The sequence below is a fragment of the Mycobacterium sp. 1164985.4 genome (assembly GCF_001668575.1).
Lineage (GTDB): Bacteria > Actinomycetota > Actinomycetes > Mycobacteriales > Mycobacteriaceae > Mycobacterium.
The window spans coordinates 20,773-44,922 of sequence record NZ_LZMD01000092.1; the positions used below are offsets into that span (position 1 = coordinate 20,773).

Annotated in this window: 19 protein-coding genes; 11 read left to right on the top strand and 8 right to left on the bottom strand. The window is 65.6% G+C overall.

The genetic code is table 11. The features are described from left to right. The first annotated feature begins 24 nt into the window (after positions 1-24). From A5650_RS21300 to ppc, 9 genes are all read left to right on the top strand, one after another. A complete protein-coding gene (locus A5650_RS21300; protein WP_067296408.1) occupies positions 25-2,634 on the top strand; it encodes an ATP-binding protein in 2,610 nt (869 codons plus the stop codon). Continuing rightward, a complete protein-coding gene (locus tag A5650_RS21305; protein ID WP_067296337.1) occupies positions 2,631-5,264 on the top strand; it encodes an ATP-binding protein in 2,634 nt (877 codons plus the stop codon). The genes A5650_RS21300 and A5650_RS21305 overlap by 4 nt, the downstream gene beginning before the upstream one ends. Before the next feature lie 441 nt (positions 5,265-5,705). Then, positions 5,706-5,912, top strand: a complete 207-nt coding sequence (locus tag A5650_RS21310) for a hypothetical protein (protein ID WP_067296340.1) — start codon at positions 5,706-5,708, stop codon at positions 5,910-5,912. Positions 5,913-5,916: 4 nt separating this feature from the next. Then, positions 5,917-6,627: an ABC transporter substrate-binding protein gene (locus A5650_RS21315; protein ID WP_067296343.1), complete on the top strand. Its 711-nt coding sequence runs from the start codon at positions 5,917-5,919 to the stop codon at positions 6,625-6,627. A 79-nt stretch (positions 6,628-6,706) separates the two neighbouring features. Then, on the top strand, positions 6,707-7,729 hold the full coding sequence (gene gap, locus A5650_RS21320) for a type I glyceraldehyde-3-phosphate dehydrogenase (RefSeq protein WP_064416290.1): 1,023 nt from the start codon (positions 6,707-6,709) through the stop codon (positions 7,727-7,729). Positions 7,730-7,733: 4 nt separating this feature from the next. Further along, entirely contained in the window at positions 7,734-8,960 is a 1,227-nt protein-coding gene (locus A5650_RS21325; RefSeq protein ID WP_067296346.1) for a phosphoglycerate kinase, read from the top strand. Between the two features lie 14 nt (positions 8,961-8,974). Continuing rightward, entirely contained in the window at positions 8,975-9,760 is a 786-nt protein-coding gene (tpiA, locus tag A5650_RS21330) for a triose-phosphate isomerase (protein ID WP_067296350.1), read from the top strand. Positions 9,761-9,806: 46 nt separating this feature from the next. Then, positions 9,807-10,040: a preprotein translocase subunit SecG gene (secG, locus tag A5650_RS21335; protein WP_019348649.1), complete on the top strand. Its 234-nt coding sequence runs from the start codon at positions 9,807-9,809 to the stop codon at positions 10,038-10,040. Between the two features lie 51 nt (positions 10,041-10,091). Next, positions 10,092-12,890 carry a phosphoenolpyruvate carboxylase gene (ppc, locus tag A5650_RS21340; RefSeq protein ID WP_067296353.1) on the top strand — a complete coding sequence of 933 codons (2,799 nt, stop codon included), beginning with the start codon at positions 10,092-10,094 and terminating at the stop codon, positions 12,888-12,890. 7 nt (positions 12,891-12,897) lie between these two features. Here the strand turns inward: ppc and A5650_RS21345 are convergent, their stop codons facing one another. Both A5650_RS21345 and A5650_RS21350 read right to left on the bottom strand, forming a co-directional pair. Beyond that, positions 12,898-13,269, bottom strand: a complete 372-nt coding sequence (locus A5650_RS21345) for an ATPase (protein ID WP_067087646.1) — start codon at positions 13,267-13,269, stop codon at positions 12,898-12,900. 174 nt (positions 13,270-13,443) lie between these two features. Then, on the bottom strand, positions 13,444-14,877 hold the full coding sequence (locus A5650_RS21350; protein ID WP_067296356.1) for an HNH endonuclease signature motif containing protein: 1,434 nt from the start codon (positions 14,875-14,877) through the stop codon (positions 13,444-13,446). A 109-nt stretch (positions 14,878-14,986) separates the two neighbouring features. Between A5650_RS21350 and A5650_RS21355 the strand changes: the two genes are divergently transcribed. Continuing rightward, positions 14,987-15,550: a dihydrofolate reductase family protein gene (locus tag A5650_RS21355; protein ID WP_067296359.1), complete on the top strand. Its 564-nt coding sequence runs from the start codon at positions 14,987-14,989 to the stop codon at positions 15,548-15,550. Positions 15,551-15,557: 7 nt separating this feature from the next. Here the strand turns inward: A5650_RS21355 and pgl are convergent, their stop codons facing one another. The 5 genes from pgl to tkt all read right to left on the bottom strand — a co-directional run bounded on the left by pgl (position 15,558) and on the right by tkt (position 22,024). After that, entirely contained in the window at positions 15,558-16,268 is a 711-nt protein-coding gene (gene pgl / locus A5650_RS21360) for a 6-phosphogluconolactonase (protein WP_067296361.1), read from the bottom strand. Next, positions 16,265-17,176: a glucose-6-phosphate dehydrogenase assembly protein OpcA gene (gene opcA / locus A5650_RS21365; protein WP_067296363.1), complete on the bottom strand. Its 912-nt coding sequence runs from the start codon at positions 17,174-17,176 to the stop codon at positions 16,265-16,267. Before opcA ends, pgl begins: the two co-directional genes overlap by 4 nt. A 72-nt stretch (positions 17,177-17,248) precedes the next feature. Beyond that, the gene (gene zwf, locus A5650_RS21370; RefSeq protein WP_067296365.1) at positions 17,249-18,775 is read right to left on the bottom strand and encodes a glucose-6-phosphate dehydrogenase; all 1,527 of its coding nucleotides are present in this window, start codon (positions 18,773-18,775) and stop codon (positions 17,249-17,251) included. Further along, on the bottom strand, positions 18,772-19,890 hold the full coding sequence (tal, locus tag A5650_RS21375; RefSeq protein ID WP_067296367.1) for a transaldolase: 1,119 nt from the start codon (positions 19,888-19,890) through the stop codon (positions 18,772-18,774). The genes zwf and tal overlap by 4 nt, the downstream gene beginning before the upstream one ends. Positions 19,891-19,930: 40 nt before the next feature. Then, complete coding sequence (tkt, locus tag A5650_RS21380; RefSeq protein ID WP_067296368.1) at positions 19,931-22,024, bottom strand: transketolase; 2,094 nt, start codon at positions 22,022-22,024, stop codon at positions 19,931-19,933. Positions 22,025-22,254: 230 nt separating this feature from the next. Between tkt and A5650_RS21385 the strand changes: the two genes are divergently transcribed. Then, positions 22,255-23,166 (top strand): heme o synthase, encoded by a 912-nt coding sequence (locus tag A5650_RS21385; RefSeq protein ID WP_082950879.1) that lies wholly within the window; start codon positions 22,255-22,257, stop codon positions 23,164-23,166. A 6-nt stretch (positions 23,167-23,172) separates the two neighbouring features. On the opposite strand, the gene A5650_RS21390 is transcribed toward A5650_RS21385, so the two are convergent. Continuing rightward, a complete protein-coding gene (locus A5650_RS21390) occupies positions 23,173-24,144 on the bottom strand; it encodes a quinone oxidoreductase family protein (protein WP_067296373.1) in 972 nt (323 codons plus the stop codon). Positions 24,145-24,150: the final 6 nt, after the last annotated feature.

The window sequence follows — 24,150 nt, forward strand, 5'->3', positions numbered from 1 at the left end:
GCGGGTGACCCGCCCACCGGCGTCGTGACGTTCCTGTTCACCGATATCGAGGGTTCTACTCGTCGGTGGGAGTCCGACGCGGATGCCATGCGGGTGGCGCTTGCTTGCCATGACAAGGTTTTGCGGTCGGCCATCGAGGCCCATGACGGATTCGTGTTCAGCCACAGTGGTGATGGTCTTGCGGCCGCGTTCGCGTCGCCGAGTGCCGCCGTCGAGGCCGCCGTGGACGCCCAGCGCCAATTGGAATTGCCGGTGCGCATGGGTATTGCGACCGGTGAGGCCGAGGTTCGCGACGGTGACTATTTCGGCACGGTGCTCAACCGTGCGGCCCGGGTGATGGCGGCCGGGCACGGCGGCCAGATCCTTGTGGCCGAATCGACGGCGGTCCTGCTCGACGGCGTCGAACTGTTGAACCTCGGACCACGTCGGCTGCGCGACTTGCCGAATCCGGTCACGCTCTCTCAAATCGCTGCGCCGGGCTTGCGAACGGAGTTCCCTCAGCTGCGGACACTCGATTCCAATCTCGGGAATCTGCGGCCTGCGGCAAGCATGCTGATCGGTCGCGATGCCGATGTCGAGGAGGTCGTATCGGCGACCCGATCGCACCGGCTTATCACCTTGGCTGGTGTAGGCGGCGTAGGCAAGACCCGACTGGCGCTCGAGGTCGCGTCAGTTCTCGCTGACGAATTTCCCGATGGCGTATGGCTTTTCGAATTCGCATCAGTGACCGATCCGGCAGCTGTACCCGACGCCGTAGCCGCGGTGCTGGGCATCACACAACAGCCGGGGCTGACGATGGGTGAGACCATCGCGGCGGCCTTGGAGGGCAGGGTCCGCCTCCTCGTCTTCGACAACTGTGAACATGTCGTAGATTCCGCGGCTGATCTCATCGACCTCATCCTCGCGAGGTCGGCCACGGTGAAGATCGTGTCGACAAGCCGTGAGGGCCTAGGCCTCACCGACGAACGCTTGTGGCGGGTGCCCTCTTTGGAAGTCGGTGCGGCCGTGCGGCTGTTCAAGGACCGAGCGGCGCGGGACTTGTCGGCCGAGGAATCCGCGGCGGTCGAGGAGATCTGCCGGCGACTCGACGGCATCCCATTGGCGATCGAGCTGGCCGCCTCGCGAATGGAGTCGATGACCGCTACCGAGATGCGCGACCGCCTCGATCACCGATTCAAGCTGCTCGTCCGCTCGCGACGTGGGCTCGAACGCCATCAGACGCTGCGCCAGGCGGTGTCGTGGTCGTATGACCTCTTGGCAGAAACGGAAAGGTCGCTGCTGGAGCGGTGTTCGGTGTTCGCCGGCGGTTTCGACGTTCAATCCGCTTCTGCGGTATCCGGATTCGACGACGCAGACGAGTTCATGATTCTCGACCTGCTCGACTCGCTGGTACGCAAGTCCTTGCTCGTCGCGGATCGGGCGACGGGTAAGACCCGGTTCTCGATGCTGGAGACCATCCGGCAGTTCGCCGAAGAAAAACTCGTCGAACGTGGGGAAGCGGCCGAAGCGAGTTCGGCGCACGCGCGGTATTTCGCCGACCGCGAGACCGACATCCTCACACTGTGGGACAGCGCGGGTCAGCGGGAGGCATATGAGTGGTTCGCCATCGAACTCGCCAATCTGCGCACGGCATTCCGCTGGGCCGCCGACCGCGGTGACCTCGACAGTGCCGCGTCCATCGCGACATGCGGCTGGCTTCTCGGCTTTTTCGGCGCCGAAAACCATGAGCCGGTTTCGTGGGCAGAAGAATTGATCGAGCCTGCGGGCGCGATCGGGCACCCGCGCCTTGTGGATCTTTACGTCGCCGCATCGCTCTGCTGGATGACTGGCCGGGTTGAACAGGCGCTGCAGTACACCGAACGCGGTCAAACCATTTTGGCGAGCAGCTCGCATCTGCCGTCGTACGGCTTGGAAGGCGGGCTGGGCGGGCCATATATGGCGATCGGACAGGCTGAGCGGTGGGCGGAACTATGCCGCACTCAGCTCGAACACAGGGGCGACAACCACGTTGCCATTCGAATCTGCCTGGTCTTTGCGCTAGCGTGGGCCGGTCTCGTCGATGAAGCGAGAGCAGCCGCGGACGGATTGATCGAATCAGCTGTCGCGAGCGGCAACCCCTATCTGCATACGATGGCGATCGGCGCGTACGGTTCCTGCCTCGGCTCAGTAGGTTCCGAGCGTGATCTCGAACTCTGCCGCCAGGGTCTGGCGCTCGCCCAAGAAACCGGTAATCGGTACACCGAGACGGTGCTCGCGTTCATGCTGGCCCGCCTCGAAGGTGAGCCGGTTGTCACCCTCTCGGCGCTCGACCATCTGACCTTAGTTATTCGGCATTACCACGACTCGGGAAATGTCGGGAGTTTAGTTGGTCCCCTCGCGATCCTGAGCGCATTCCTGGATCGCCTGGGGCGGTTCGAAGCCGCAGCGACACTAGCCGGCTTTTCCTACGACTTCGTATCTCTTGCGTCGGTTCCAGAGCTGGCCACCACCATCGCACACCTACGCGAAGTGCTCGGCGACCAGCTCTATGAATCGCTCGCCCAGCATGGCGAGGCGATGTCCACGGCCGCCATCGTCGCGTACGCTTATGACCAAATAGACCAGGCGCGAACGCAACTGGAGCGGTCACCATGAGCCCGCCGTCGGGGGTGGTGACGTTCCTGTTCACCGATATCGAGGGTTCTACTCGTCGGTGGGAGTCCGACGCGGATGCCATGCGGGTGGCGCTTGCTTGCCATGACAAGGTTTTGCGGTCGGCCATCGAGGCCCATGACGGATTCGTGTTCAGCCACAGCGGTGATGGTCTTGCGGCCGCGTTCGCGTCGCCGAGTGCCGCCGCGGAGGCCGCCGTCGACGCCCAGCGCCAATTGGAATTGCCGGTGCGCATGGGTATTGCGACCGGTGAGGCCGAGGTTCGCGACGGTGACTATTTCGGCGCGGTGCTCAACCGTGCGGCCCGGGTGATGGCGGCCGGGCACGGCGGCCAGATCCTTGTGGCCGAATCGACGGCGGTCCTGCTCGACGGCGTCGAACTGTTGAACCTCGGACCACGTCGGCTGCGCGACGTGACTCACCCGATCACGATCTTTCAGCTGCGAAGTCAAGGCCTTCCGTGTGACTTCCCGCCGTTACGCAGCCTGGACGCTGACCGGGGAAATTTCCGGCCCGTAGGAAGAAGGCTGGTCGGGCGCGATGACGAAGTAACCCGGATCGCGGCGGCATTGCGCACGAATCGATTCGTCACATTGACCGGTGTCGGCGGAGTGGGTAAGACGCGGCTGGCGCTCGAAGTCGCTGGCCACTGCACCAACGATTTCACCGATGGTGTCTGGGTTTTCGAGCTTGCGTCCGTGGCCGACGCAGGTGCCGTGGCTGATTCGGTCGCCGCGACCTTGGGCATCGCTCAACAACCCGGGATGAGCGTGCGTGATTCGGTCGCGGCCGTCTTGGAGGACCGGAAGCGGCTGTTGATCTTCGACAACTGCGAACACGTTTTGGATGCGGCCGCAGGACTTGCCGAGGCTATCCTCGCGAAGTCCTCAACCGTGAGCATCCTCGCAACCAGCAGAGAGGGCTTGGGGGTCACCGAAGAACAGATCTGGCCGGTCCGCTCACTCTCTGACGATGCGGCGGCCGAGCTGTTCGTGGAGCGCGCCGGGAGCATTGCTCCTGGCGCTGCCGCCCACGAAATGGAGGCGGTCACCGACATATGTCGTCGCCTCGACGGCATTCCGCTGGCGATCGAACTCGCTGCATCCCGGGTTTCGGTGATGACGCTTACCGACATTCGGGACCGGCTCGACAAGAGGTTCCAACTGCTCGTGGGGTCACGGCGCAGTCTGGAGAGGCACCAGACACTTCGGCACGCGGTGCAATGGTCATACGACCTGTTGAGCGCCGAAGAAAAGAGGCTGCTGGAGCGGTGTTCGGTGTTCGCCGGTGGATTCGACATCCACAGCGCCTGCGCCGTCGCCGGACCGGAGTACGACGAGTTCGCTGTCGTGGACCTTCTCGACTCCCTGGTGCGCAAGTCGTTGCTCACGGTGGACCGATCCGAGCAGACGGCGCGGTTCTCCATGCTCGAAACCGTCCGCCAGTTCGCAGAGGAACAGCTCGCCTTTCGCGGTGCGGCCGAGGAGGTTCGAACGGCTCACGCCCACTATTTCGCACAACTCGAGAGCGCCATGATGTCCTTATGGGACAGCCCTGAGCAACGCTACGCGTACCGCTGGGTAGCGACCGAGATGGCGAATCTGCGCACGGCCTTCCGGTGGGCAGCCGACAACGGTGACATCGACCTGGCCGCGACGATCACAACATATGTGGGGTTGCTTGGTTTCGGAGTCGAGAACTACGAGGCCATCGGATGGGCCGAAGAAGTGATCCAGCCCGCTGTCACAGTCGGGCACCCCCGCGTACCCAGTCTGTACGTGATTGCAGCGGTGGCCTGGATGGCCGGGAGGCTAGAGAAGGCGCTTCAATATGCGGAGGTCGGCGCAACAGTGTTGGCCTGCAACGAAAATACGCCGCCGTACGGAATGGAGGGCTGGCTCGGAGCGGCCTACCTTCCCGGCGGCGAGCCGTTGCGATGGGCAGATATGTGCCAGGCGCAACTGAAACGACGCGGCGACAACGATGTATACATTCGCGGCTGTCGCGTCTTCGCTCTGACTTTCGGGGGACTAATTTACGAAGCGATGCAAGCCGCCGTGGGCTTGGTCGAAGCGGCAGCCGCAACCGGTAATCCTTATCTGTATACCTTCGCGGTCGCCGCCAGCACATTTCCGAGCCATGCGAAGGGGTCGGTCACGAGCATCCAAACGTGCAGAGAGGGTCTGGCGATGGCGCTGGAGAGCGGAAATCGTTTCAACGCATCGATTCTCGCGCTCGCCATGGCCAGGTTCGAAGCGCTGGATGCGGTGAACCTGGAGGCGCTCGAGCACCTGACGTTGGTTCTTCGCAATTACCACGACTCGGGCAACGTCGGCAGCATTCGCAGCCCACTTGCTGTGCTGAGCACGTTCCTCGATCGTCTAGGCCGATATGAGCAGGCAGCGGTCATCAGCGGGTTCTCGTTGAGCCCGCTGGCACTGGCCGTGCTTCCTGAGTTCACATCCTCCATAGCCCACCTCCGCACCGTGCTCGGTGACGACACGTACGAATCGCTTGCTCGAGAGGGTGGGTCGATGACGATGGCCGCGATTGTGGCTTTCGCCTACGACCAAATTGACCAGGCGCGAGTGGAGCTCGCCCGACCATCATAAATACACCGTCGGGCGTCGTGACGTTCCTGTTCACCGATATCGAGGGTTCTACTCGTCGGTGGGAGCCCGACGCGGATGTCATGCGGGTGGCGCTTGCTTGCCATGACAAGGTTTTAGGGTCGGCCATCGAGGCCCATGACGGATTCGTGTTCAGCCACAGCGGTGGTGCTGAATCTCGGCCCGCGGCGTTTGCGCGACGTCTAGGCACCGATCACGCTCCACCAGGTTAAGCGCAGGGTTTGCGGGACGCGTTCCCGCCGCTGCACACCGAAGATGCGAACGTAAGAAGTCTGAGAGCGTCGACCACGACCTTGATCGGGCGCGAGGCGGAAGTCGCCGACGTCGAGGCTGCGCTGCGGCAGCATCGGCCGCTCACCCTGACCGGTGTAGGAGGGTGGAAAGCTGCTCGAGAAACTCGGGCAGCCGGAGCCCGCAGCCACTTTGGCCGGTTTCGCGGTGCTGAGCCAGATGACCCCGGCGCACTACCCGAAGCTCACCGAGTTGATCATCCGATTGCGTGAAGCGCTCGGGCACCAGACTTTCGACCGCCTCGCAAAGAAGGGGGCGACGATGTCCCTCGCCGCAATGGCCACCTACGCCTACGAGCAGATCGATCACGCCCGGGCGCACCTGCAACAACTACGGTGAACCCATGGAGACACTGAGAGTCGGCGTGGCCGAACCCGACCCGCCCTTCAACGGGATGCCCGGCGACGGTGGCCTCGACATCGACTTGATGCAAGCGCTCAGCGATAAGATCGGCGCGACAGTCGAATTCGTGTCCTACAAGGGTGCCGACTTCGACGGTATCTTCGCTGCGCTGGGATCGGGGTACGACTGTGTCGCCGCCGGGACCACCGTCACACCCGAGCGCGAGCAGAAGGCGACTTTCCTGCCGCCGTACGTCATCTCCGGTCAATCGCTGGCCGTCGACACTCGCCGGCTGCCCCGCGTCGCCTCGATCGACGACCTGGCGGGCCTCACCATCGGCGTGCAGCGGGGCAACACCAGCCAGCCGATCGCCGAGCGGCTCGTCGCGGAGGGGAAGGCAGGCGCGGTCCGCGTCTATGACTACGGCTCGATCCGCGACGCGTTGACCGACCTGTCCACCGGTGACTGCGACGCCGTGATGAAGCTCGCGCCGGTGCTGACCGAACTGGTCAGGACGGTCCCAGGGGTCGAGGTCGTCCAGCGCGGCATCACCGTCGAGGACATCGCGATCGCGGTTCCGCTCGGTGACCAGGCGCTTCTCGGACGGCTCACCGTCGCACAAGCCGAGTTGGAGGCAGACGGCACACTCCAGCGGATTCGCCGCAAATGGCTCGGCAACCCCTACGCGGATCAACGCCTGGCCGTGCACTGACCAGGTGACACGTGGCCGCTATCACACCACTAGGCTGGCGGTCGAGCACTACACGCTGAGGCAACTAAGGGAGAGACCAGTGACCATCCGGGTAGGCGTTAACGGCTTCGGCCGCATCGGGCGCAACTTCTACCGGGCGCTCGCCGCGCAGAAGGCCGAGGGCAAGAGCACCGACATCGAGATCGTTGCCGTCAACGACCTCACCGACAACGCCAGCTTGGCGCACCTGCTGAAGTTCGACTCGATCCTCGGCCGGTTCCCCGCCGAGATCAGCCTCGAGGGCGACGACACCATCGTCATCGGCGATCAGAAGATCAAGGCGCTCGAGGTCAAGGAAGGCCCGGCGGCCCTGCCCTGGGGTGACCTCGGGGTCGATGTGGTCGTCGAGTCGACCGGCATCTTCACCAAGCGCGACAAGGCGCAGGGCCACCTGGACGCCGGCGCCAAGAAGGTCATCATTTCCGCGCCCGCCACCGATGAGGACATCACGATCGTCCTCGGCGTCAACGACGACAAGTACGACGGCAGCCAGAACATCATCTCCAACGCCTCGTGCACCACGAACTGCCTCGGCCCGTTGGCCAAGGTGCTCAACGACGAGTTCGGCATCGTCAAGGGCCTGATGACGACCGTCCACGCCTACACGCAGGACCAGAACCTGCAGGACGGCCCGCACAAGGACCTGCGCCGCGCTCGCGCAGCCGCCCTGAACATCGTCCCGACCTCCACGGGCGCCGCCAAGGCGATCGGCCTGGTGCTCCCGGAGCTGAAGGGCAAGCTCGACGGCTACGCGCTGCGCGTGCCGATTCCCACGGGTTCGTGCACCGACCTGACCGCTGAGCTGTCCAAGTCGGCCACGGCCGACGAGATCAACGCGGCGTTCAAGGCGGCTGCGGACGGCCCGCTCAAGGGCATCCTCAAGTACTACGACGCACCGATCGTCTCCAGCGACATCGTGACCGATCCGCACAGCTCGATCTTCGATGCCGGCCTGACCAAGGTGATCGACAACCAGGCCAAGACCGTGTCCTGGTACGACAACGAGTGGGGATACTCCAACCGGCTGGTCGACCTGGTCGCGCTTGTCGGCAAGTCGCTCTGACATCGTGGGCATCAAGACTCTGGAAGACCTTCTCGGTGAAGGTGTTTCAGATCGCGGCGTGCTGGTCCGCTCGGATCTGAACGTCCCGCTCGACGACGACGGTAACATCACCGACCCGGGTCGTATCACCGCGTCGGTGCCGACGCTGAAGGCGCTTTCCGACGCGGGTGCCAAGGTGATCGTCACTGCGCATCTCGGTCGGCCCAAGGGTGAGCCGGATCCAAAGCTCTCGCTGGCTCCGGTCGCGAAGGCGTTGGGGGAGCAGCTCGGTCGCCACGTTCAGCTGGCCGGCGACGTCGTCGGCACCGACGCACTCGCCCGTGCCGAAGGACTGACCGACGGCGACATCCTGCTGCTGGAGAACATCCGCTTCGATGCCCGCGAGACCAGCAAGGACGACGCCGAACGCCTGGCGCTGGCCAAGCAGCTCGTCGAACTCGTCGGCGGCCCAGATGGTTCGGGGGGCGCTTTCGTCTCCGACGGTTTCGGCGTGGTGCACCGCAAGCAGGCGTCGGTGTACGACGTCGCCACCCTGCTCCCGCACTATGCGGGCACGCTGGTGGCCGCCGAGGTCAAGGTGCTCCAGCAGCTGACCACCTCGACCGACAAGCCCTATGCAGTGGTGCTCGGCGGGTCGAAGGTCTCCGACAAGCTGGCGGTGATCGAGTCCCTGGCGGAGAAGGCCGACAGCCTGATCATCGGAGGCGGAATGTGCTTCACATTCCTTGCCTCACAGGGTGTTTCGGTGGGTACTTCGCTGCTTGAAGAAGGCATGATCGAGACCTGCCGCAAGCTGCTCGACACCTACGCTGATGTGATCCACGTCCCGGTCGACATCGTGGTGGCTGATAAGTTCGCCGCGGACGCGACGGCCGAGATCGTCGCCGCCGACAAGATTCCCGAGGACAAGATGGGCCTTGACATCGGCCCGGGCTCGGTGAAGCGCTTCACGACGCTGCTGTCCAACGCCAAGACCGTGTTCTGGAACGGCCCGATGGGCGTGTTCGAGTTCCCGGCGTTCGCAGCGGGCACCAAGGGCGTCGCCGAGGCGATCATCGCCGCGACCGGCAAGGGCGCCTTCAGCGTCGTCGGCGGCGGCGATTCCGCGGCCGCGGTCCGTTCGCTCGGCCTGGACGAAGAGGGCTTCTCCCACATTTCGACCGGGGGCGGCGCCTCGCTGGAATACCTTGAAGGCAAGAAACTGCCCGGTATCGCTGTTTTAGAAGAGTGAGAGGTACTCGAATCGTGAGCCGTAAGCCGCTGATCGCCGGCAACTGGAAGATGAACCTCAACCACTTCGAGGCGATCGCGCTGGTGCAGAAGATCGCATTCGCCCTCCCGGCGAAGTACTTCGACAAGGTCGACGTGACGGTGATCCCGCCGTTCACCGATCTGCGCAGCGTCCAGACCCTCGTCGACGGCGACAAGCTCCTGCTGACCTACGGCGCGCAGGATCTCTCACAGCACGACTCGGGCGCCTACACCGGCGACATCAGCGGCGCGTTCCTCGCCAAGCTGGGATGCACCTTCGTCGTCGTCGGGCACTCCGAACGACGCACCTACCACCACGAGGACGACGCGATCGTGGCCGCCAAGGCCGCGGCCGCCTTCCGGCACGGGTTGGTGCCGATCATCTGCATCGGTGAGCAACTCGAGGTCCGCGAGGCGGGTAACCACGTCGAGCACAACGTGGAGTCGCTGCGGGGGTCGCTGGCGGGCCTGTCGTCCGAACAGATCGGGCAGGCCGTGATCGCCTACGAGCCGGTGTGGGCCATCGGTACCGGCAGGGTGGCCAGCGCGGCCGACGCCCAGGAGGTCTGCAAGGCGATCCGCGACGAGCTGGGCAAGCTGGCGTCGCCGCAGGTGGCCGCCGGGGTTCGGGTGCTGTACGGCGGGTCGGTCAACGCCAAGAACGTCGGCGACATCGTGGCGCAGGAGGACATCGACGGGGCCCTGGTCGGCGGCGCGTCGCTCGACGGCGAGCAGTTCGCCACGCTGTCGGCCATCGCGGCCGGCGGGCCCCTGCCGTAGCGCGCCGATTAGTGAGCGTCGTCGTCGATTAGGTAGTCTTGCGCCCATGGAATTGGCCCTGCAGATCACCCTGGTAGTGACCAGTGTCTTGGTTGTGCTCCTGGTGCTGCTGCATCGCGCCAAGGGCGGCGGCCTGTCCACGCTGTTCGGCGGCGGCGTTCAGTCCAGCCTGTCGGGCTCGACGGTGGTGGAGAAGAACCTCGACCGGTTGACGTTGTTCGTGACCGGCATCTGGCTCGTCTCGATCGTCGGCGTCGCACTTCTGATCAAGTACAGCTGATTCTGCGCACCTCGTTGTGCGGCGCGGCCCGGAGCCGTCGATACTTGACTCATGGCTGAAATCGCCGGACTCGAACCGATAGGCGCGGTCAGGCGGACCAAGATCGGTCGCGACGCCACCGAGCCGATGCGTGAGGACATCCGACTCCTCGGCGCCATCCTCGGCGACACCATCCGGGAACAGAACGGTGACGAGGTCTTCGATCTGGTCGAGCGCGCCCGCGTCGAGTCGTTCCGGGTGCGCCGCTCCGAAATCGACCGCGCGGAGCTGGCGGAGATGTTCGACGGCATTGAAGTCCGCCAGGCGATCCCGGTGATCCGCGCGTTCACCCACTTCGCGCTGCTGGCGAACGTCGCCGAGGACATCCACCGGGAGCGCCGCAGGGCCGTCCGCGTGCGAGCGGGTGAGCCTCCGCAGAACAGCAGCCTCGCCGCGACCTACGCCAAGCTCGATGCCGTCGACCTCGACGCCGAGACCGTTGCCGAGGCCCTCACCGGTGCGATGGTGTCGCCGGTGATCACCGCGCACCCGACCGAGACCAGGCGACGCACGATCTTCGACACGCAGCACCGCATCACCGAGCTGATGCGGCTGCGGCTACACGGGCATGAGCAGGCCGACGGGCGAGACATCGAAAGCGAGCTGCGCCGCCACATCCTGACGCTGTGGCAGACGGCACTGGTTCGGTTGTCGCGGTTGAAAATTCAGGACGAGATCGAAACGGGCCTGCGGTATTACCCTGCCGCGTTCTTCGAGGTCATTCCTCAGGTGAACGCCGATGTGCGCACCGAGTTGCAATCTCGTTGGCCCGACGCCGGGCTGCTTGACGAACCCATCGTGCGGCCTGGATCGTGGATTGGCGGGGATCGGGACGGCAACCCCAACGTCACCGCGGAGGTCGTCCGCCTCGCGACCGGCCGGGCCGCCTATACGGCGTTCGACCACTATTTCGCCGAGATCACAGCGCTGGAAGAGGAGCTGTCGATGTCGGCGCGGCTGGTCCGGATCAGCGAGGGGCTCGAAGCGTTGGCCGCGCGTTGCGAGGAACCCGCGCGGGCCGACGAGCCCTACCGCCGAGCGTTGCGGGTGATTCATTCGCGGCTGACGTCGACGGCGAAGGAAATCCTCGACGAGCAGCCCGAGCACGAACTCGATCTGGGGCTCGAGCGCTACGAGTCGCCCGCCGAGTTGCTCGCCGACTTAGACGTGGTCGACGATTCGTTGCGCACCAACGGCAGCGCGGTCCTGGCCGACGATCGGTTGACCCGGCTGCGGGAGGCCGTGCGCACCTTCGGATTTCACCTCTGTGGTCTCGACATGCGGCAGAACTCCGAGGTTCACGAGGAAGTCATCGCCGAACTCCTGGCCTGGGCGGGCGTGCACCCCGACTACGCGTCGCTGACGGAAGCCGACCGGGTCGAGCTGTTGGCGAGCGAGTTGTCGACCCGCAGGCCGCTGGTCAAGGCCGGTGCGGAGCTGTCCGAACTGGCCCGCAAGGAACTCGACATCGTCGCGGCGGCCGCGCGGGCGGTGCGGGTTCTCGGTGCCCGAGCGGTGCCGAATTACATCATCTCGATGTGCGAGTCGGTGTCGGACATGCTGGAGGCGGCGATCCTGCTCAAGGAGGTCGGGCTGCTCGACGTGTCAGGGGGAAAGCCGTATGCCCCCGTCGGCATCGTGCCGTTGTTCGAGACCATCGACGATCTGCAGCGCGGTTCCTCGATTCTCGAAGCGGCGCTGGACCTTCCGGTGTACCGCTCGATCGTCTCGGCGCGCAGCGAGAGCCAAGAGGTGATGCTCGGCTACTCCGACTCGAACAAGGATGGCGGCTACCTGGCGGCCAACTGGGCGCTGTACCGGGCCGAACTCGACCTGGTGGAGTCGGCGCGCAAGACCGGAATCCGGCTGAGGCTCTTTCACGGTCGCGGCGGCACCGTGGGTAGGGGCGGCGGTCCCAGCTACGACGCCATCCTGGCCCAGCCGCCCGGCGCGGTGAACGGATCGCTGCGCCTCACCGAGCAGGGCGAGGTGATCGCGGCGAAATACGCGGAGCCGCAGGTGGCGTCTCGCAACCTCGAGACCCTTCTGGCCGCCACGCTGGAGGCCACGCTGCTTGATGTTGAGGGACTCGGCGACGAAGCGGGTCCGGCGTATGAGGTGCTCGACGACCTGGCTGCCCGCGCGCAGCGTGCATATGCCGAATTGGTGCACGAGACACCGGGTTTCGTCGACTACTTCAAGGCGTCGACGCCGGTGAGTGAGATCGGCGCACTCAACATCGGGAGCCGGCCGTCGTCGCGCAAGCCGACCACGTCGATTGCGGATCTGCGGGCGATCCCGTGGGTGTTGGCGTGGAGCCAGTCGCGGGTGATGCTGCCCGGGTGGTACGGCACGGGAAAGGCTTTCGAGGAGTGGATCGCCGAGGGTCCCGAGTCGGAGGAGGAGCGCGTCGAGGTCTTGCGGGATCTGTACCGGCGATGGCCATTCTTCCGCACCGTGCTGTCGAACATGGCGCAGGTCCTGGCGAAATCCGATCTGGGACTGGCGGCACGGTATTCCGAGCTGGTCGACGACGAGGAGCTGCGGCGGCGGGTGTTCGACAAGATCGCCGACGAACACGACCGCACGATCCGGATGCACAAACTGATCACCGGCCAGGACGATCTGCTGGCGGACAACCCGGCACTGGCACGTTCGGTGTTCAATCGGTTCCCCTACCTCGAACCGCTGAACCATCTGCAGGTGGAGCTGCTGCGACGGTATCGCTCCGGCGACGACGACGAACTCGTCCAGCGCGGGATCCTGCTGACGATGAGCGGCCTGGCGACCGCGCTGCGCAACAGCGGTTAGACCAGTTTCAGAGGCCGGCGGACCGGCGCACCTTGTTCACCGCGCCGCGCACCACCTGTTCGGTCGCGGCCAGTGGAGAGATCACGGACTCGCCGAGGCCGACGATCCGCTCCACGCGGCTGACGATGCCTTCCATGCGGTCGACGACGCCGTTGAGGCGTGGCGCCAATTCGTTGATCTGGTTGATCGTCTCGTTGAAGCGCTCCAGGGTGGCATCGAGGTTGGCCGTCGAGCTGTTGAGGTCCTCGAGCGTCTCGCTCAGCCCCTCCAGGATGGTGTCGACCTGCTCGACTGTGACGTCGGCGTTCAGCGCCGCCTGTGCGAGCTTCCTGATCCGTTCGGGCCCGGTGCGCACCGGCCGACCACCCTTGTCTGCCATGACGGCCATTATGACCGCAGTCGGTGGAACCGCCGGGCGGAACCCGTCGTCTGAACAGATATGAGCCATAGAGCGTCCACGTCTCGGCAATGCGTGATCGACCCGCGCAGCGTCACGGTCCGATCTGCCTCGGTGGACTACGAGGCGGGTTTTCGTGATGGCCTCGACGATTTGTCAGAAGGGCGGCGGTTCGTCGTCCCTGGCGATGCGCTCGGACAGGAGTAGCTGTTTTCGGGCGATCCGCGCGGCATTGTGTTGCCGCTCGAGCGCGATGCGGTAGGCCCTGTCCTCGGCGCGGCTGTGACGACGCAGCGGCATCATCGCTCCGCGGTGTCCGGAAGCCGGTGGGTTCGACTGCGTGATCTCGACCTGGCCGGTAGGCACCGCCAGCTGCTGGAAGAACTCCGCACCGGCCGGTGTCGTGGTGTACGTCCGCCCACTCGGCGCTAGCCAGATCACCGTTCCGTCGGGCAACTGCTGGTCGCTCCAGCCGCCCTCGCCGATCCAGAACGTCTTCAGCAGATGATGAAACACGCACAGTAGCTTGAGGTTTGACGGGTGAGTCGGTCCCATCGGCCAGGGGATCGTGTGGTCGATTTGGCAGTGCTCAGCTGGAACGTCGCACCCCGGGAACCGGCATGTCAGGTCGCGCCATCGGATGAAGCGGGCCAGCGCCGCCGACGGTCGGTACCCCGCCTCGGCGCAGGGTTCGGGAAGTGCGACCGGACGCAACTTGGCTCTCGTCAGCTGTTCGCGCAGCATCGCCGCCGGCACCGCACCGTAGCCCGGCAGAAAGCCAGGGTTGTTCGACCGGCCCTCGATCGTCGCCTGCTCGGCGAGCACGTTGATGACGATCTGGGTGGACGGCTCAGCGCTGGCACTGCTTTGGCAATTCTCGGCGCCGCAACCGCACACGAGATACATCCGGCCTTCGGACATCGCCATCATCGCGTCGACACGCCGCTGATCCTGGGTGCGCGGGTCGTCTTCGCAGACGGTGGCCACGACCTGGTCGACGCGGGTATCGAACGCGACACCCTCCTCGAAGGTGAGCCGCGCCCACACCCCGACCATCCCCTTGCCCATCGGTCCGACGTGCACGTACCGACCATCGCTCTCCGGCTTGGGTTCGCGCACACCCGCCGGATCGAACTTCTCCACCCACATGTCGATGCGTTCGTGAAGTTTAGGGCCGGACAACTTCATCCACTTCGGTGCCCATTTCGCGAACGCCGCGTCGAGGCGGGCAAGGCAGTCGTCCTCCTCGACATTGGAGCTGCGGCTGACCAGCGCGGCCATCATCCTGAAGTCGATCTGCCCGTTAGCGAAAACCTCAGCGACCTTGGGCAAGCGCTCGCGCAGGTCGATCGCGTAGCGAAGGCGGCCCGCCGCGCGGCCCCGACTGATGTTCAACGCCGCCGCAACCTCGGCCACCACGTTCGCGTGGCCGTCGATGGCCCAGTTCACCCGTTCGCGATCGTCCTCGGGGGCACGACGGGCGTAGAGCTCGCCGATGGCCATGAGTTCGCGGCCGCAGGCTGCGCTCTGCTCGCGCGACGCCGCGGTGATGGTCCCGACCACCGCCGCGTCATCGCAGCTCTCGAACATGTGTGCGATATTACTCGGACGCACTGACACGTCACGGTGCTCGCGGAAGAAGGGGCGTCCGTCGCGTGGCGTCGCGATGAGTTTCTCCCGCGGGTGCAGTCTGATCCGCGTGGGCAAACTCATCTATGGCTTCAATGTGTCCGTCGACGGCTACATCGCCGACGCACAAGGCAGCATCGACTGGTCCGAGCCGAGCCAAGAACTGCACCAGTACTGGAACGACTTCGAGCGCGAGACCGCGCTGTCGTTCTACGGCCGCCGGCTCTATGAGCTGATGGCGGCGTACTGGCCGACCGCGGACGAAGCTCCGGACGCCGATCCAGTGATCGTCGACTACGCGGGCGTCTGGCGTGACATGCCCAAGGTCGTGTTCTCGCGGACCCTGAAGTCCGTCGACTGGAACTCCCGCCTGGAACGTGGGGACCCCGTCGAGGTGGTCAGGAAGCTGAAGGCCGAGACCGACGGCAGCCTGGAGGTGGCCGGTGCAACGCTGGCCGCACCCATCGTGCAGGCTGGACTCGTGGACGAGTACCGGATCGTCGTCGCGCCCACACTGGTGGGCGGCGGCACTCGGTTCTTCCCGAGCCTGCCGTCGTGGATCACGCTGCGGCTGTTGGAGAATCGCACCTTCCCCGGTGGCACGGTCCTGCTGCGCTACGAGGCGAGCCGCTGAGCCCGCGTCAGAGCTTGCTCGCCGCAGCCTCGTCGAGCAGCCACACGGTCGCTTCGCGCCCCACGGCGCCCGCCGCCGGCACGTCGTCGGCGACGGCTCCTCCGATGGCCGCCGCCACCGCGTCGGCTTTCCCGTCTCCGGAGACGACGAACCACACCTGCCGCGAACGTCGAACCGCGGGCAGCGTCAACGTGATGCGGCGAGGAGGCGGCTTGGGGGAGTCCTCGACACCGACGACCAGGCGTTCGGTCTCGCGGACGGCGGGAGTGTGGGGGAACAGCGAGTTGATGTGTCCCTCGCCGCCCATGCCGAGGAGATGCACGTCGAAGTCCGGCGGCAGCACGCGCTCGTAGTCTGCAGCGGCGGCGTCGAGGTCGTCGCCGAACTCCGCACCGCTGGCGGCCATCGGGTGCACGTTGTCCGCTGGAATGTCGATGTGGTCCAGCAGCGCCTCGCGGGCCTGCTTGTAGTTGCGCTCGTCGTCATGCTCGGGCACGAAACGCTCGTCACCCCAATACAGGTGGACCTTCGACCAGTCGATCCGCGCGCCGCTTTCAGCGACCCGTTTGAGCAACCCGATACCGCTGCCACCACCGGTCAGGACGATCCGCGCCGACCCCCGCTCACCGATCGCGTCCACGATGGCCGCCACCAGGCGATCACCCGCGGCCGCAACCAGCGCCGCGGTGTCCGGATACCGCTCGACGGTCGCGCTCATGCGTACTGCACCTTCTCGATGCCTTCGAGCGCTTCGTGGTAGATCTCGTCGGCATCGAGCCGGCGCAGATCCTCGGCCAGACATTCCTTGGCCTCCCTGCGCGCCAACGGAAGCCGAGCCTCCGGCTTGCTCGTGCGGATGAGAGTCGCGGTGACACCGGTCTGGGGCCGCGTCAGGGTGATCGTCTCGCTCTTGCGTATGAGCTCGACCTTGAGGTCACCCACCACTCGTTGCACGGGCGCATCGGTCCTGGCCGCGAGCCATCCGGCCAAAACGTCGAGCGACGGTTCGTCGCGCAGGCCGGACACCACCGCCGACGTGATCGGTTCGTGCGGGGCCTGATCGACGGCCGCCGCCAGCAGCGCCCGCCAGTACGTTATCCGTGCCCAGCAGAGGTCGGTATCGCCCGCGGTATAACCCTCGAGTCGGCTCTTGATGGCCGCCAGCGGATCCGGGCACTGGGTGGCGTTGGTGATCCGTCGAATCGCCAACCGCCCCAATGGATCCTTCGCCGGGACAGGGGGACCGCCGGCTGGCCACCACGCCACCACCGGGGTGTCGGGCAGCAGGAACGGCAGCACCACGCTGTTGGCGTGATCGGCGAGTTCGCCGTGCAAGCGCAGCGAGACGACTTCTCCCGCCCCCGCGTCGCCGCCGACGCGCAGTTGCGCATCGAGTCGGGCCTTGGCCGCATCGCGGTCGCCGGGCACGACGACGATCACCCGGCAGGGATGCTCGCGGCTGGCGAAGTTGGCCGCCTCGATCGAATCCTCCAGCAGTTCATCGCTGTGCAAGGAAATGACGAGCGTGAGCACCCGGCTCAACGTGATCGCCCCGCCCTCTTCGCGCAAGCCGGTGATCTTCTTGTTGATGTCGTTGGTGGTGGTGTCCGGCAGATCGACGATCATTGCTCGACTCCTCCTCGCTCCGCTCCTCGCGCCTTCGGCGCTGCGATGCTCACTCGTCGTCGCCTTCGCGGATCATGGCCGTCTCCATTCCCGGCCCATGCGATGCAACATCTCATCGGCGGACGTCGGACCCCAGGTGCCTGCCTCGTATGCTTCGGGCTTCCCGCCGGCCGCCCAGTGGTCGAGCACGGGATCGAGGATCTCCCAGGACAATTCGACTTCGCGGTTCACCGGAAACAGCGACGGCTCGCCGAGCAGCACATCGAGGATCAGCCGCTCGTAGGCCTCGGGGGAGTCCTCGGCGAACGCTGAACCGTAGGAGAAGTCCATGTTCACGTCGCGGACCTCCATCGCGCTTCCGGGAACCTTCGATCCGAACCGGGTGGTGATGCCCTCGTCGGGCTGCACCCGGATCACCAGAGCGTTCTGGCCGAGTTCTTCGGTCATGGTCTTGTCGAACGGCAGGTGCGGAGCCCGCTTGAAGATCAGCGCGATCTCGGTCACCCTGCGGCCCAACCGTTTTCCGGTGCGCAGGAAGAACGGCACCCCGGCCCAGCGTCGAGTGTCGACCTCCAGGGTGATAGCGGCGTAGGTTTCGGTCGTCGAGTCCTTCGAGAACCCTTCCTCCTCGAGCAGGCCGACCACCTTCTCGCTGCCCTGCCACCCCGCGGCGTACTGCCCGCGGGCGGTGGTCTGGTCCAGCGGCTGCATGGGCTGCGTCGCCGAGAACACCTTGATTTTCTCGACCTGCAACTCCTTGGGCCCGAAGCTGACCGGCTCCTCCATCGCGGTCAATGCCAGCAACTGAAGCAGGTGGTTCTGGATGACGTCACGCGCTGCGCCGACGCCGTCGTAATAGCCTGCGCGGCCGCCGAGCCCGATGTCCTCGGCCATCGTGATCTGCACGCTGTCGACGTAGTTGTTGTTCCATATCGGCTCGTACAACTCGTTGGCGAACCGCAGCGCGAGGATGTTCTGGACGGTCTCCTTGCCGAGGTAGTGGTCGATGCGGAACACCGACTCCTCGGGAAACACGCTGTTGACGACGGCATTGAGCTCACGAGCGCTCGCAAGGTCGTGACCGAACGGCTTCTCGATCACCACACGGCTCCACCGGCCCTCCTGCGGGTTGGCGAGCCCCGACTTGTGCAGCTGCTCGCACACCTGCTGGAAGGCCTTCGGCGGAATCGACAGGTAGAACGCGTGATTGCCGCCTGTCCCGCGTTCGGCGTCGAGCTTCTCGAGCGTCTCGGCGAGCCGGGCGAACGCCGCATCGTCGTCGAAAGTGCCCTGGACGAACCGGAAGCCCTCGGCGAGCCGGTCCCACACCTCCTGACGAAACGGTGTGCGGGCGTGCTGTTTGACCGCCTCGTAGACGACCTGGCCGAAATCCTCGTCGGCCCAGTCCCTTCGGGCGAATCCGATCAGCGAGAACGACGCGGGCAACAGACCGCGGTTGGCGAGGTCGTAGATCGCCGGCATCAGCTTCTTGCGCGACAGGTCCCCGGTGACACCGAAGATGACGATCCCGCACGGCCCCGCGATACGGGGCATCCGCTTGTCGCGTTTGTCGCGGAGCGGATTCACCCAGCCCGTCATTTCTTGGCGGCGTTGAGCTGTTCCTGCGTCGCCTCGAGCAACTCGAGCCACGACTTCTCGAACTTCTCCACACCCTCGTCCTCGAGGAGCCGGAACACGTCGGGCAGGTCGATCCCGACCGACGAGAGCTGATCGAATACCGCCTTCGACTCCTCGGCCGTGCCGGTGACCGTGTCACCGGTGACGACGCCGTGGTCGGCCACGGCCTCGATTGTCTTCTCTGGCATGGTGTTCACTGTGTTCGGAGCCACCAACTCGGTGACGTACAAGGTGTCCGAGTACTCCGGGTTCTTCACGCCGGTCGACGCCCACAGCGGACGCTGCACCCGGGCGCCGGAGGCCTTGAGCGCCTCGAAGCGTTCTCCGCCGACGAACACCTCTTCGTAGGCGGCGTAGGCGAGTCGGGCGTTGGCCACGCCTGCCTTACCGCGCAACTTCAACGCCTCGTCGGAACCGATCTTCTCCAACCGCTTGTCGATCTCGGTGTCGACACGCGAGACGAAGAACGATGCGACGGAGTGGATCTTCGACACGTCGTGGCCGGCCTCCTTGGCCTTCTCCAGTCCCTGCAAGTAGGCGTCCATCACGAGGCGATAGCGCTCGACGGAGAAGATCAATGTGACGTTGACCGAAATGCCTTCAGCGAGAACGGACGCGATGGCGGGGATGCCGGCCTCGGTCGCGGGGATCTTGATCAGCAGGTTGGGCCGGTCGATGATCTTCCACAGCTCGATCGCCTGCAGGATGGTCTTGTCGGTGTCGTGGGCCAGCCGGGGGTCGACTTCGATCGAGACCCGGCCGTCGACGCCGTCGGAGAGCTCGTACTGCTTGGCCAACACGTCGCAGGCGTTGCGGACGTCGTCGGTGGTGACGGTTCGAATCGTGGCGTCGACATCGGCGCCACGTTCGGCCAGTTCCTTGACCTGATCGTCGTAAGCGTGCCCCTTTGACAACGCCGCCTGGAAGATCGACGGGTTGGTGGTCACCCCGACGACGCTTCTGGTGTCGATCAGCTCCTGCAGATTGCCGGTCTGTAGCCGGTCGCGCGACAGGTCGTCGAGCCACACCGACACGCCCGCGTCGGATAACGCTGCCAGATTCGGATTCTGAGCCATTTCAGTGCCTTTCCCGATGCCTTTCCAGGCGTTTCGATCACTAGTTGTCTATCGATCGCTCCGCGGCGGCCACTACGGCTTCGGGCGTGAACCCGAACTCGCGGAACAACGTCTTGTCATCGGCGGACTCGCCGTAGTGCTCGATCGAGACGATCTCGCCGGTGTCGCCGACGAGCTTGTACCAGCTCTGCGCGACTGCCGCCTCCACCGCGACACGCGCCGAAACGCGGGGCGGCAGAACCGAATCGCGATACTCCTGCGGCTGCGACTCGAACCACTCCACACACGGCATAGACACCACGTATGCCGTGATGTCCTTCTCCGCCAACTGCTTCCTGGCCTCCACCGCCAGCTGCAGTTCCGAACCCGTGGCGATGATGATCACGTCCGCGTCGTCGTCGGGGTTGCCGCCGCCGAGCACGTACCCGCCGCGTGCCACGCCGTCGGCGTCGGTGCCCTCCAGCACCGGAATGCCCTGACGCGTCAGGATGAAACCGACCGGACCGCTGCCGTTGCCGCGGGCGATGATGCTGCGCCAGGCGTACGCCGTCTCGTTCGGGTCGCCGGGACGAACCACGGACAGGTTCGGGATCGCGCGCAGCGCCGCGAGGTGCTCGATCGGCTGATGCGTCGGACCGTCCTCACCGAGCCCGATGGAGTCGTGCGTCCAGATGTAGATGGTGTCGATGTCCATCAGCGACGCGAGGCGCACCGCGGGCCGCATGTAGTCAGAGAACTGCAGGAACGTGCCGCCGAACGCCCGGGTCGGGCCGTGCAGCACGATGCCGGACAGGATGGCGCCCATCGCGTGCTCGCGGACCCCGAAGTGCAGCACCCGGCCGTACCAGTCCGCCGTGAAGTCAGAGGTCGAAATGGACGGCGGGCCAAACGACTTCACGCCCTTGATCGTGGTGTTGTTGCTACCGGCGAGATCTGCTGAACCACCCCACAACTCGGGCAGCTTGGGTGCGACGTCGTTGAGCACCTGACCGAATGCGGCGCGGGTCGCCAGCGGCTTGGAGCCCGGCTCCCAGTAGGTCAGGTCGGAATCCCAGCCGTCGGGCAGCTTCTGGGCCAGCAATCGGTCCAGCAGCTCCTTGCGCTCGGGCTCACGCTCGGCCCAGGCGTCAAAGTCGGTCTGCCACTTGGCGTGTGCCTCCTTGCCGCGTTCGACGAGTTTGCGGGTGTGCTCGATGACCTCGGGGCGCACCTCGAAGGTCTTGTCGGGGTCGAAGCCGAGGATCTTCTTGGTGGCCGCGACCTCCTCCTCGCCGAGCGCCGATCCGTGCACGCCGCCGGTGTTCATCTTGTTAGGCGCCGGATAGCCGATGATCGTCCGGAGCGCGATGAATGACGGCTTGTCGGTGACCTTCTTCGCCTCGGCGATGGCCTGCTCGATACCGACAACGTTCTCGCCGCCCTCGACCTCCTGCACGTGCCAGCCGTAGGCGCGGTAGCGGGCCGCGACGTCTTCGGACAGTGCGATATTGGTGTCGTGTTCGATCGAGATCTGGTTCTTGTCGTAGAACACGATGAGGTTGCCGAGTTGCTGGGTGCCCGCCAACGAGGACGCCTCGCTGGTGATGCCCTCTTCGATGTCGCCGTCGGAGGCGATCACATAGATGTAGTGGTCGAAGGGGCTCTCACCCCACGGGGTGTCGGGGTCGAACAATCCGCGCTCGTAGCGCGAGGCCATCGCCATGCCGACCGCGGATGCGAGGCCCTGCCCGAGCGGACCGGTGGTGATCTCCACGCCGTCGGTGTGGCGGAACTCCGGATGGCCGGGAGTCTTGGACTTGAACGTCCGCAACGACTCGATGTCGGAGAGCTCGAGACCGAAGCCGCCGAGATAGAGCTGGATGTAGAGCGTGAGGCTGGAATGCCCGGCGGACAGCACGAAGCGGTCCCGGCCGAGCCAGTGCACATCGCTGGGGTCATGGCGCATCTGGCGCTGGAAGAGCGTGTAGGCCAACGGCGCCAGGCTCATCGCGGTTCCGGGGTGGCCGTTGCCGACCTTCTGTACCGCGTCCGCCGCCAGCACCCGGACGGTGTCGACCGCCAGCGAGTCCACCTCGGTCCAGTCGTCGGGGTGGTTCGGGCGGGTCAGCGCGGAAATTTCTTCGAGTGTGGTCACAGGCGCACTCCTGGTTGGCGTAGAGCTCTTCTCAGCTGCACGTTCATCCACCCTAGTGCGGGATGGTCGTCCAATGCAGGCCGCTCGGTGGGAGATGCCGGGCGGGATTAGGTCGGCGTTGCCCTGCGGTCTACCATCGTCTGTAGTAGAAGCGCCCACGCTGGGACCATTTCGACAGGAGCAACTGCGTGAGAGTTCGCGACGACGGCCACCTCGTCGGCGGGGAGCGGATGTCGCCGTCGGGGCCGCTCCGGACGCGGATCCGCGACACCATTTTCGGTTACGTCTCACTGACGAAGCCGCGTGTCATCGAACTGCTTCTGGTCACCACGATCCCGGCCATGCTGCTGGCCAGCCGCGGCTCCGTCGACCCGCTGCTCATCATGAACACCCTGGTCGGCGGGCTATTGGCGGCGGCGGGTGCGAACGCGCTGAACTGCGTCGCCGACGCCGACATCGACAAGGTGATGAAGCGCACCGAGCGCAGGCCGCTGGCGCGGGCCACCGTCCCGCGCAGCCACGCGCTGATCTTCGGGCTGGCCCTGTCCGTCGGTTCGTTCTTCTGGCTGTGGTGGACGACGAACATGCTGTCGGCCCATCTCGCGGGCGCGACGATCGCTTTCTACGTGCTGGTCTACACGCTGCTGCTCAAGCGCCGCACCTCGCAGAACGTGGTGTGGGGCGGCGCGGCCGGCTGCATGCCGGTGATGATCGGCTGGTCAGCGGTCACCGGAACCATCGCCTGGCCCGCAGTGGTCATGTTCGCGATCATCTTCTTCTGGACGCCGCCGCACACCTGGGCGCTGGCGATGCGCTACAAGGAGGACTACCGCGCCGCGGGCGTCCCGATGCTGCCGGCGGTCGCCACCGAACGTCAGGTCACCAAGCAGATCCTGATCTACACGTGGCTGACGGTGGCCGCGACCCTGGCGCTCACTCCCGTCACCGGCTGGTTGTACACCGCCGTGGCGCTGCTGGCCGGCGGATGGTTCCTGGTGATGGCGCACCAGCTCTACAACGGTGTGCGCCGCGGCGAGGCGGTCAAGCCGCTGCGGTTGTTCCTGCAGTCGAACAACTACCTGGCCGTCGTGTTCCTGGCCCTCGCCATCGACTCGGTGCTGGCGCTGCCCACGGTCTTCTAGCCCCTACTAGGGCACCAACACCACCGAGCCGACGGTCTTGCGTCCCTGCAGGTCCCGGTGTGCCTGCTCGGCATCGGCGAGGCGGTACCGCTCGCTGACCGTGATCGTCAGCGTGCCCTGGGCGATCGCGTCGAGAAGTTCGCCCGCACGCCAGGCGAATTCGTCGGCCGTGCGGGTGTAGTGCACCAGGGTCGGCCGGGTGAGGAACAGCGAGCCCGCCGCGTTCAGGCGCTGTGGATCGAACGGCGGAACCGGCCCGCTCGACGCGCCGAACAACGCCAGCGTGCCCCGCACCCGCAGGCTGGCCAGGCTGGCCTCGAAGGTGGCGGCCCCGACGCCGTCGTACACGGCGGCGACGCCGCCCTCGGTCATCTCCTTGATCTCGGCGCCGAACGCCGCGGCGTCGGTCGGGTAGTCGAGCACTCGCACCGCGCCCGCCTGGCGCGACAATTCGGCCTTCTCCGGAGTCGACACCGTAGTGATCACCCGTACCGCCATACTGGTCGCCCACTGCGTGAGGATCAGCCCGACGCCGCCCGCGCCCGCGTGCACCAGCACGGAGTCGCCCTGCTGCACCGGGTAAAGCGACTTGATCAGGTAGTGCGCGGTCATGCCCTTGAGCAGAGATGCGGCGGCCGCCTCGGGGCTCACGCCGTCGGGTACGTATGCCACGAAATCGGCTGGAGCGACGTTGTATTCGGCATAGGCCCCGTTGGCCTGAGCGGTGACCACGCGGTCGCCGACCTTCAACGCGGCGACATCTTCGCCGATCGCCTCCACGGTCCCGCACACCTCGTTGCCGACGACGAACGGCGTTTCCCGCGGATACTGACCGGACCGAAAGTACGTGTCGAGGAAGTTCACGCCGATGGCCTCGGCCTTGATGAGCACCTCGCCGGGGCCCGGAGTCGGCTGCGGCTTCTCGACGTAGGTGAGGACTTCGGGTCCGCCGGTCTCGGCGACTTCGATGGCATGCATAGCTCT

What these genes read in the sequence shown, in the direction of transcription:
- pgl (WP_067296361.1), bottom strand. Translation starts at nt 16,268, where the DNA reads ATGAGCGCGACCGTCGAGCGGTATCCGGACACCGCGGCGCTGGTTGCG.
- A5650_RS21315 (WP_067296343.1), top strand. Translation starts at nt 5,917, where the DNA reads ATGGAGACACTGAGAGTCGGCGTGGCCGAACCCGACCCGCCCTTCAAC.
- A5650_RS21385 (WP_082950879.1), top strand. Translation starts at nt 22,255, where the DNA reads ATGTCGCCGTCGGGGCCGCTCCGGACGCGGATCCGCGACACCATTTTC.
- opcA (WP_067296363.1), bottom strand. Translation starts at nt 17,176, where the DNA reads ATGATCGTCGATCTGCCGGACACCACCACCAACGACATCAACAAGAAG.
- A5650_RS21390 (WP_067296373.1), bottom strand. Translation starts at nt 24,144, where the DNA reads ATGCATGCCATCGAAGTCGCCGAGACCGGCGGACCCGAAGTCCTCACC.
- ppc (WP_067296353.1), top strand. Translation starts at nt 10,092, where the DNA reads ATGGCTGAAATCGCCGGACTCGAACCGATAGGCGCGGTCAGGCGGACC.
- A5650_RS21350 (WP_067296356.1), bottom strand. Translation starts at nt 14,877, where the DNA reads ATGTTCGAGAGCTGCGATGACGCGGCGGTGGTCGGGACCATCACCGCG.
- secG (WP_019348649.1), top strand. Translation starts at nt 9,807, where the DNA reads ATGGAATTGGCCCTGCAGATCACCCTGGTAGTGACCAGTGTCTTGGTT.
- A5650_RS21345 (WP_067087646.1), bottom strand. Translation starts at nt 13,269, where the DNA reads ATGGCAGACAAGGGTGGTCGGCCGGTGCGCACCGGGCCCGAACGGATC.
- tal (WP_067296367.1), bottom strand. Translation starts at nt 19,890, where the DNA reads ATGGCTCAGAATCCGAATCTGGCAGCGTTATCCGACGCGGGCGTGTCG.
- A5650_RS21305 (WP_067296337.1), top strand. Translation starts at nt 2,631, where the DNA reads ATGAGCCCGCCGTCGGGGGTGGTGACGTTCCTGTTCACCGATATCGAG.
- zwf (WP_067296365.1), bottom strand. Translation starts at nt 18,775, where the DNA reads ATGACGGGCTGGGTGAATCCGCTCCGCGACAAACGCGACAAGCGGATG.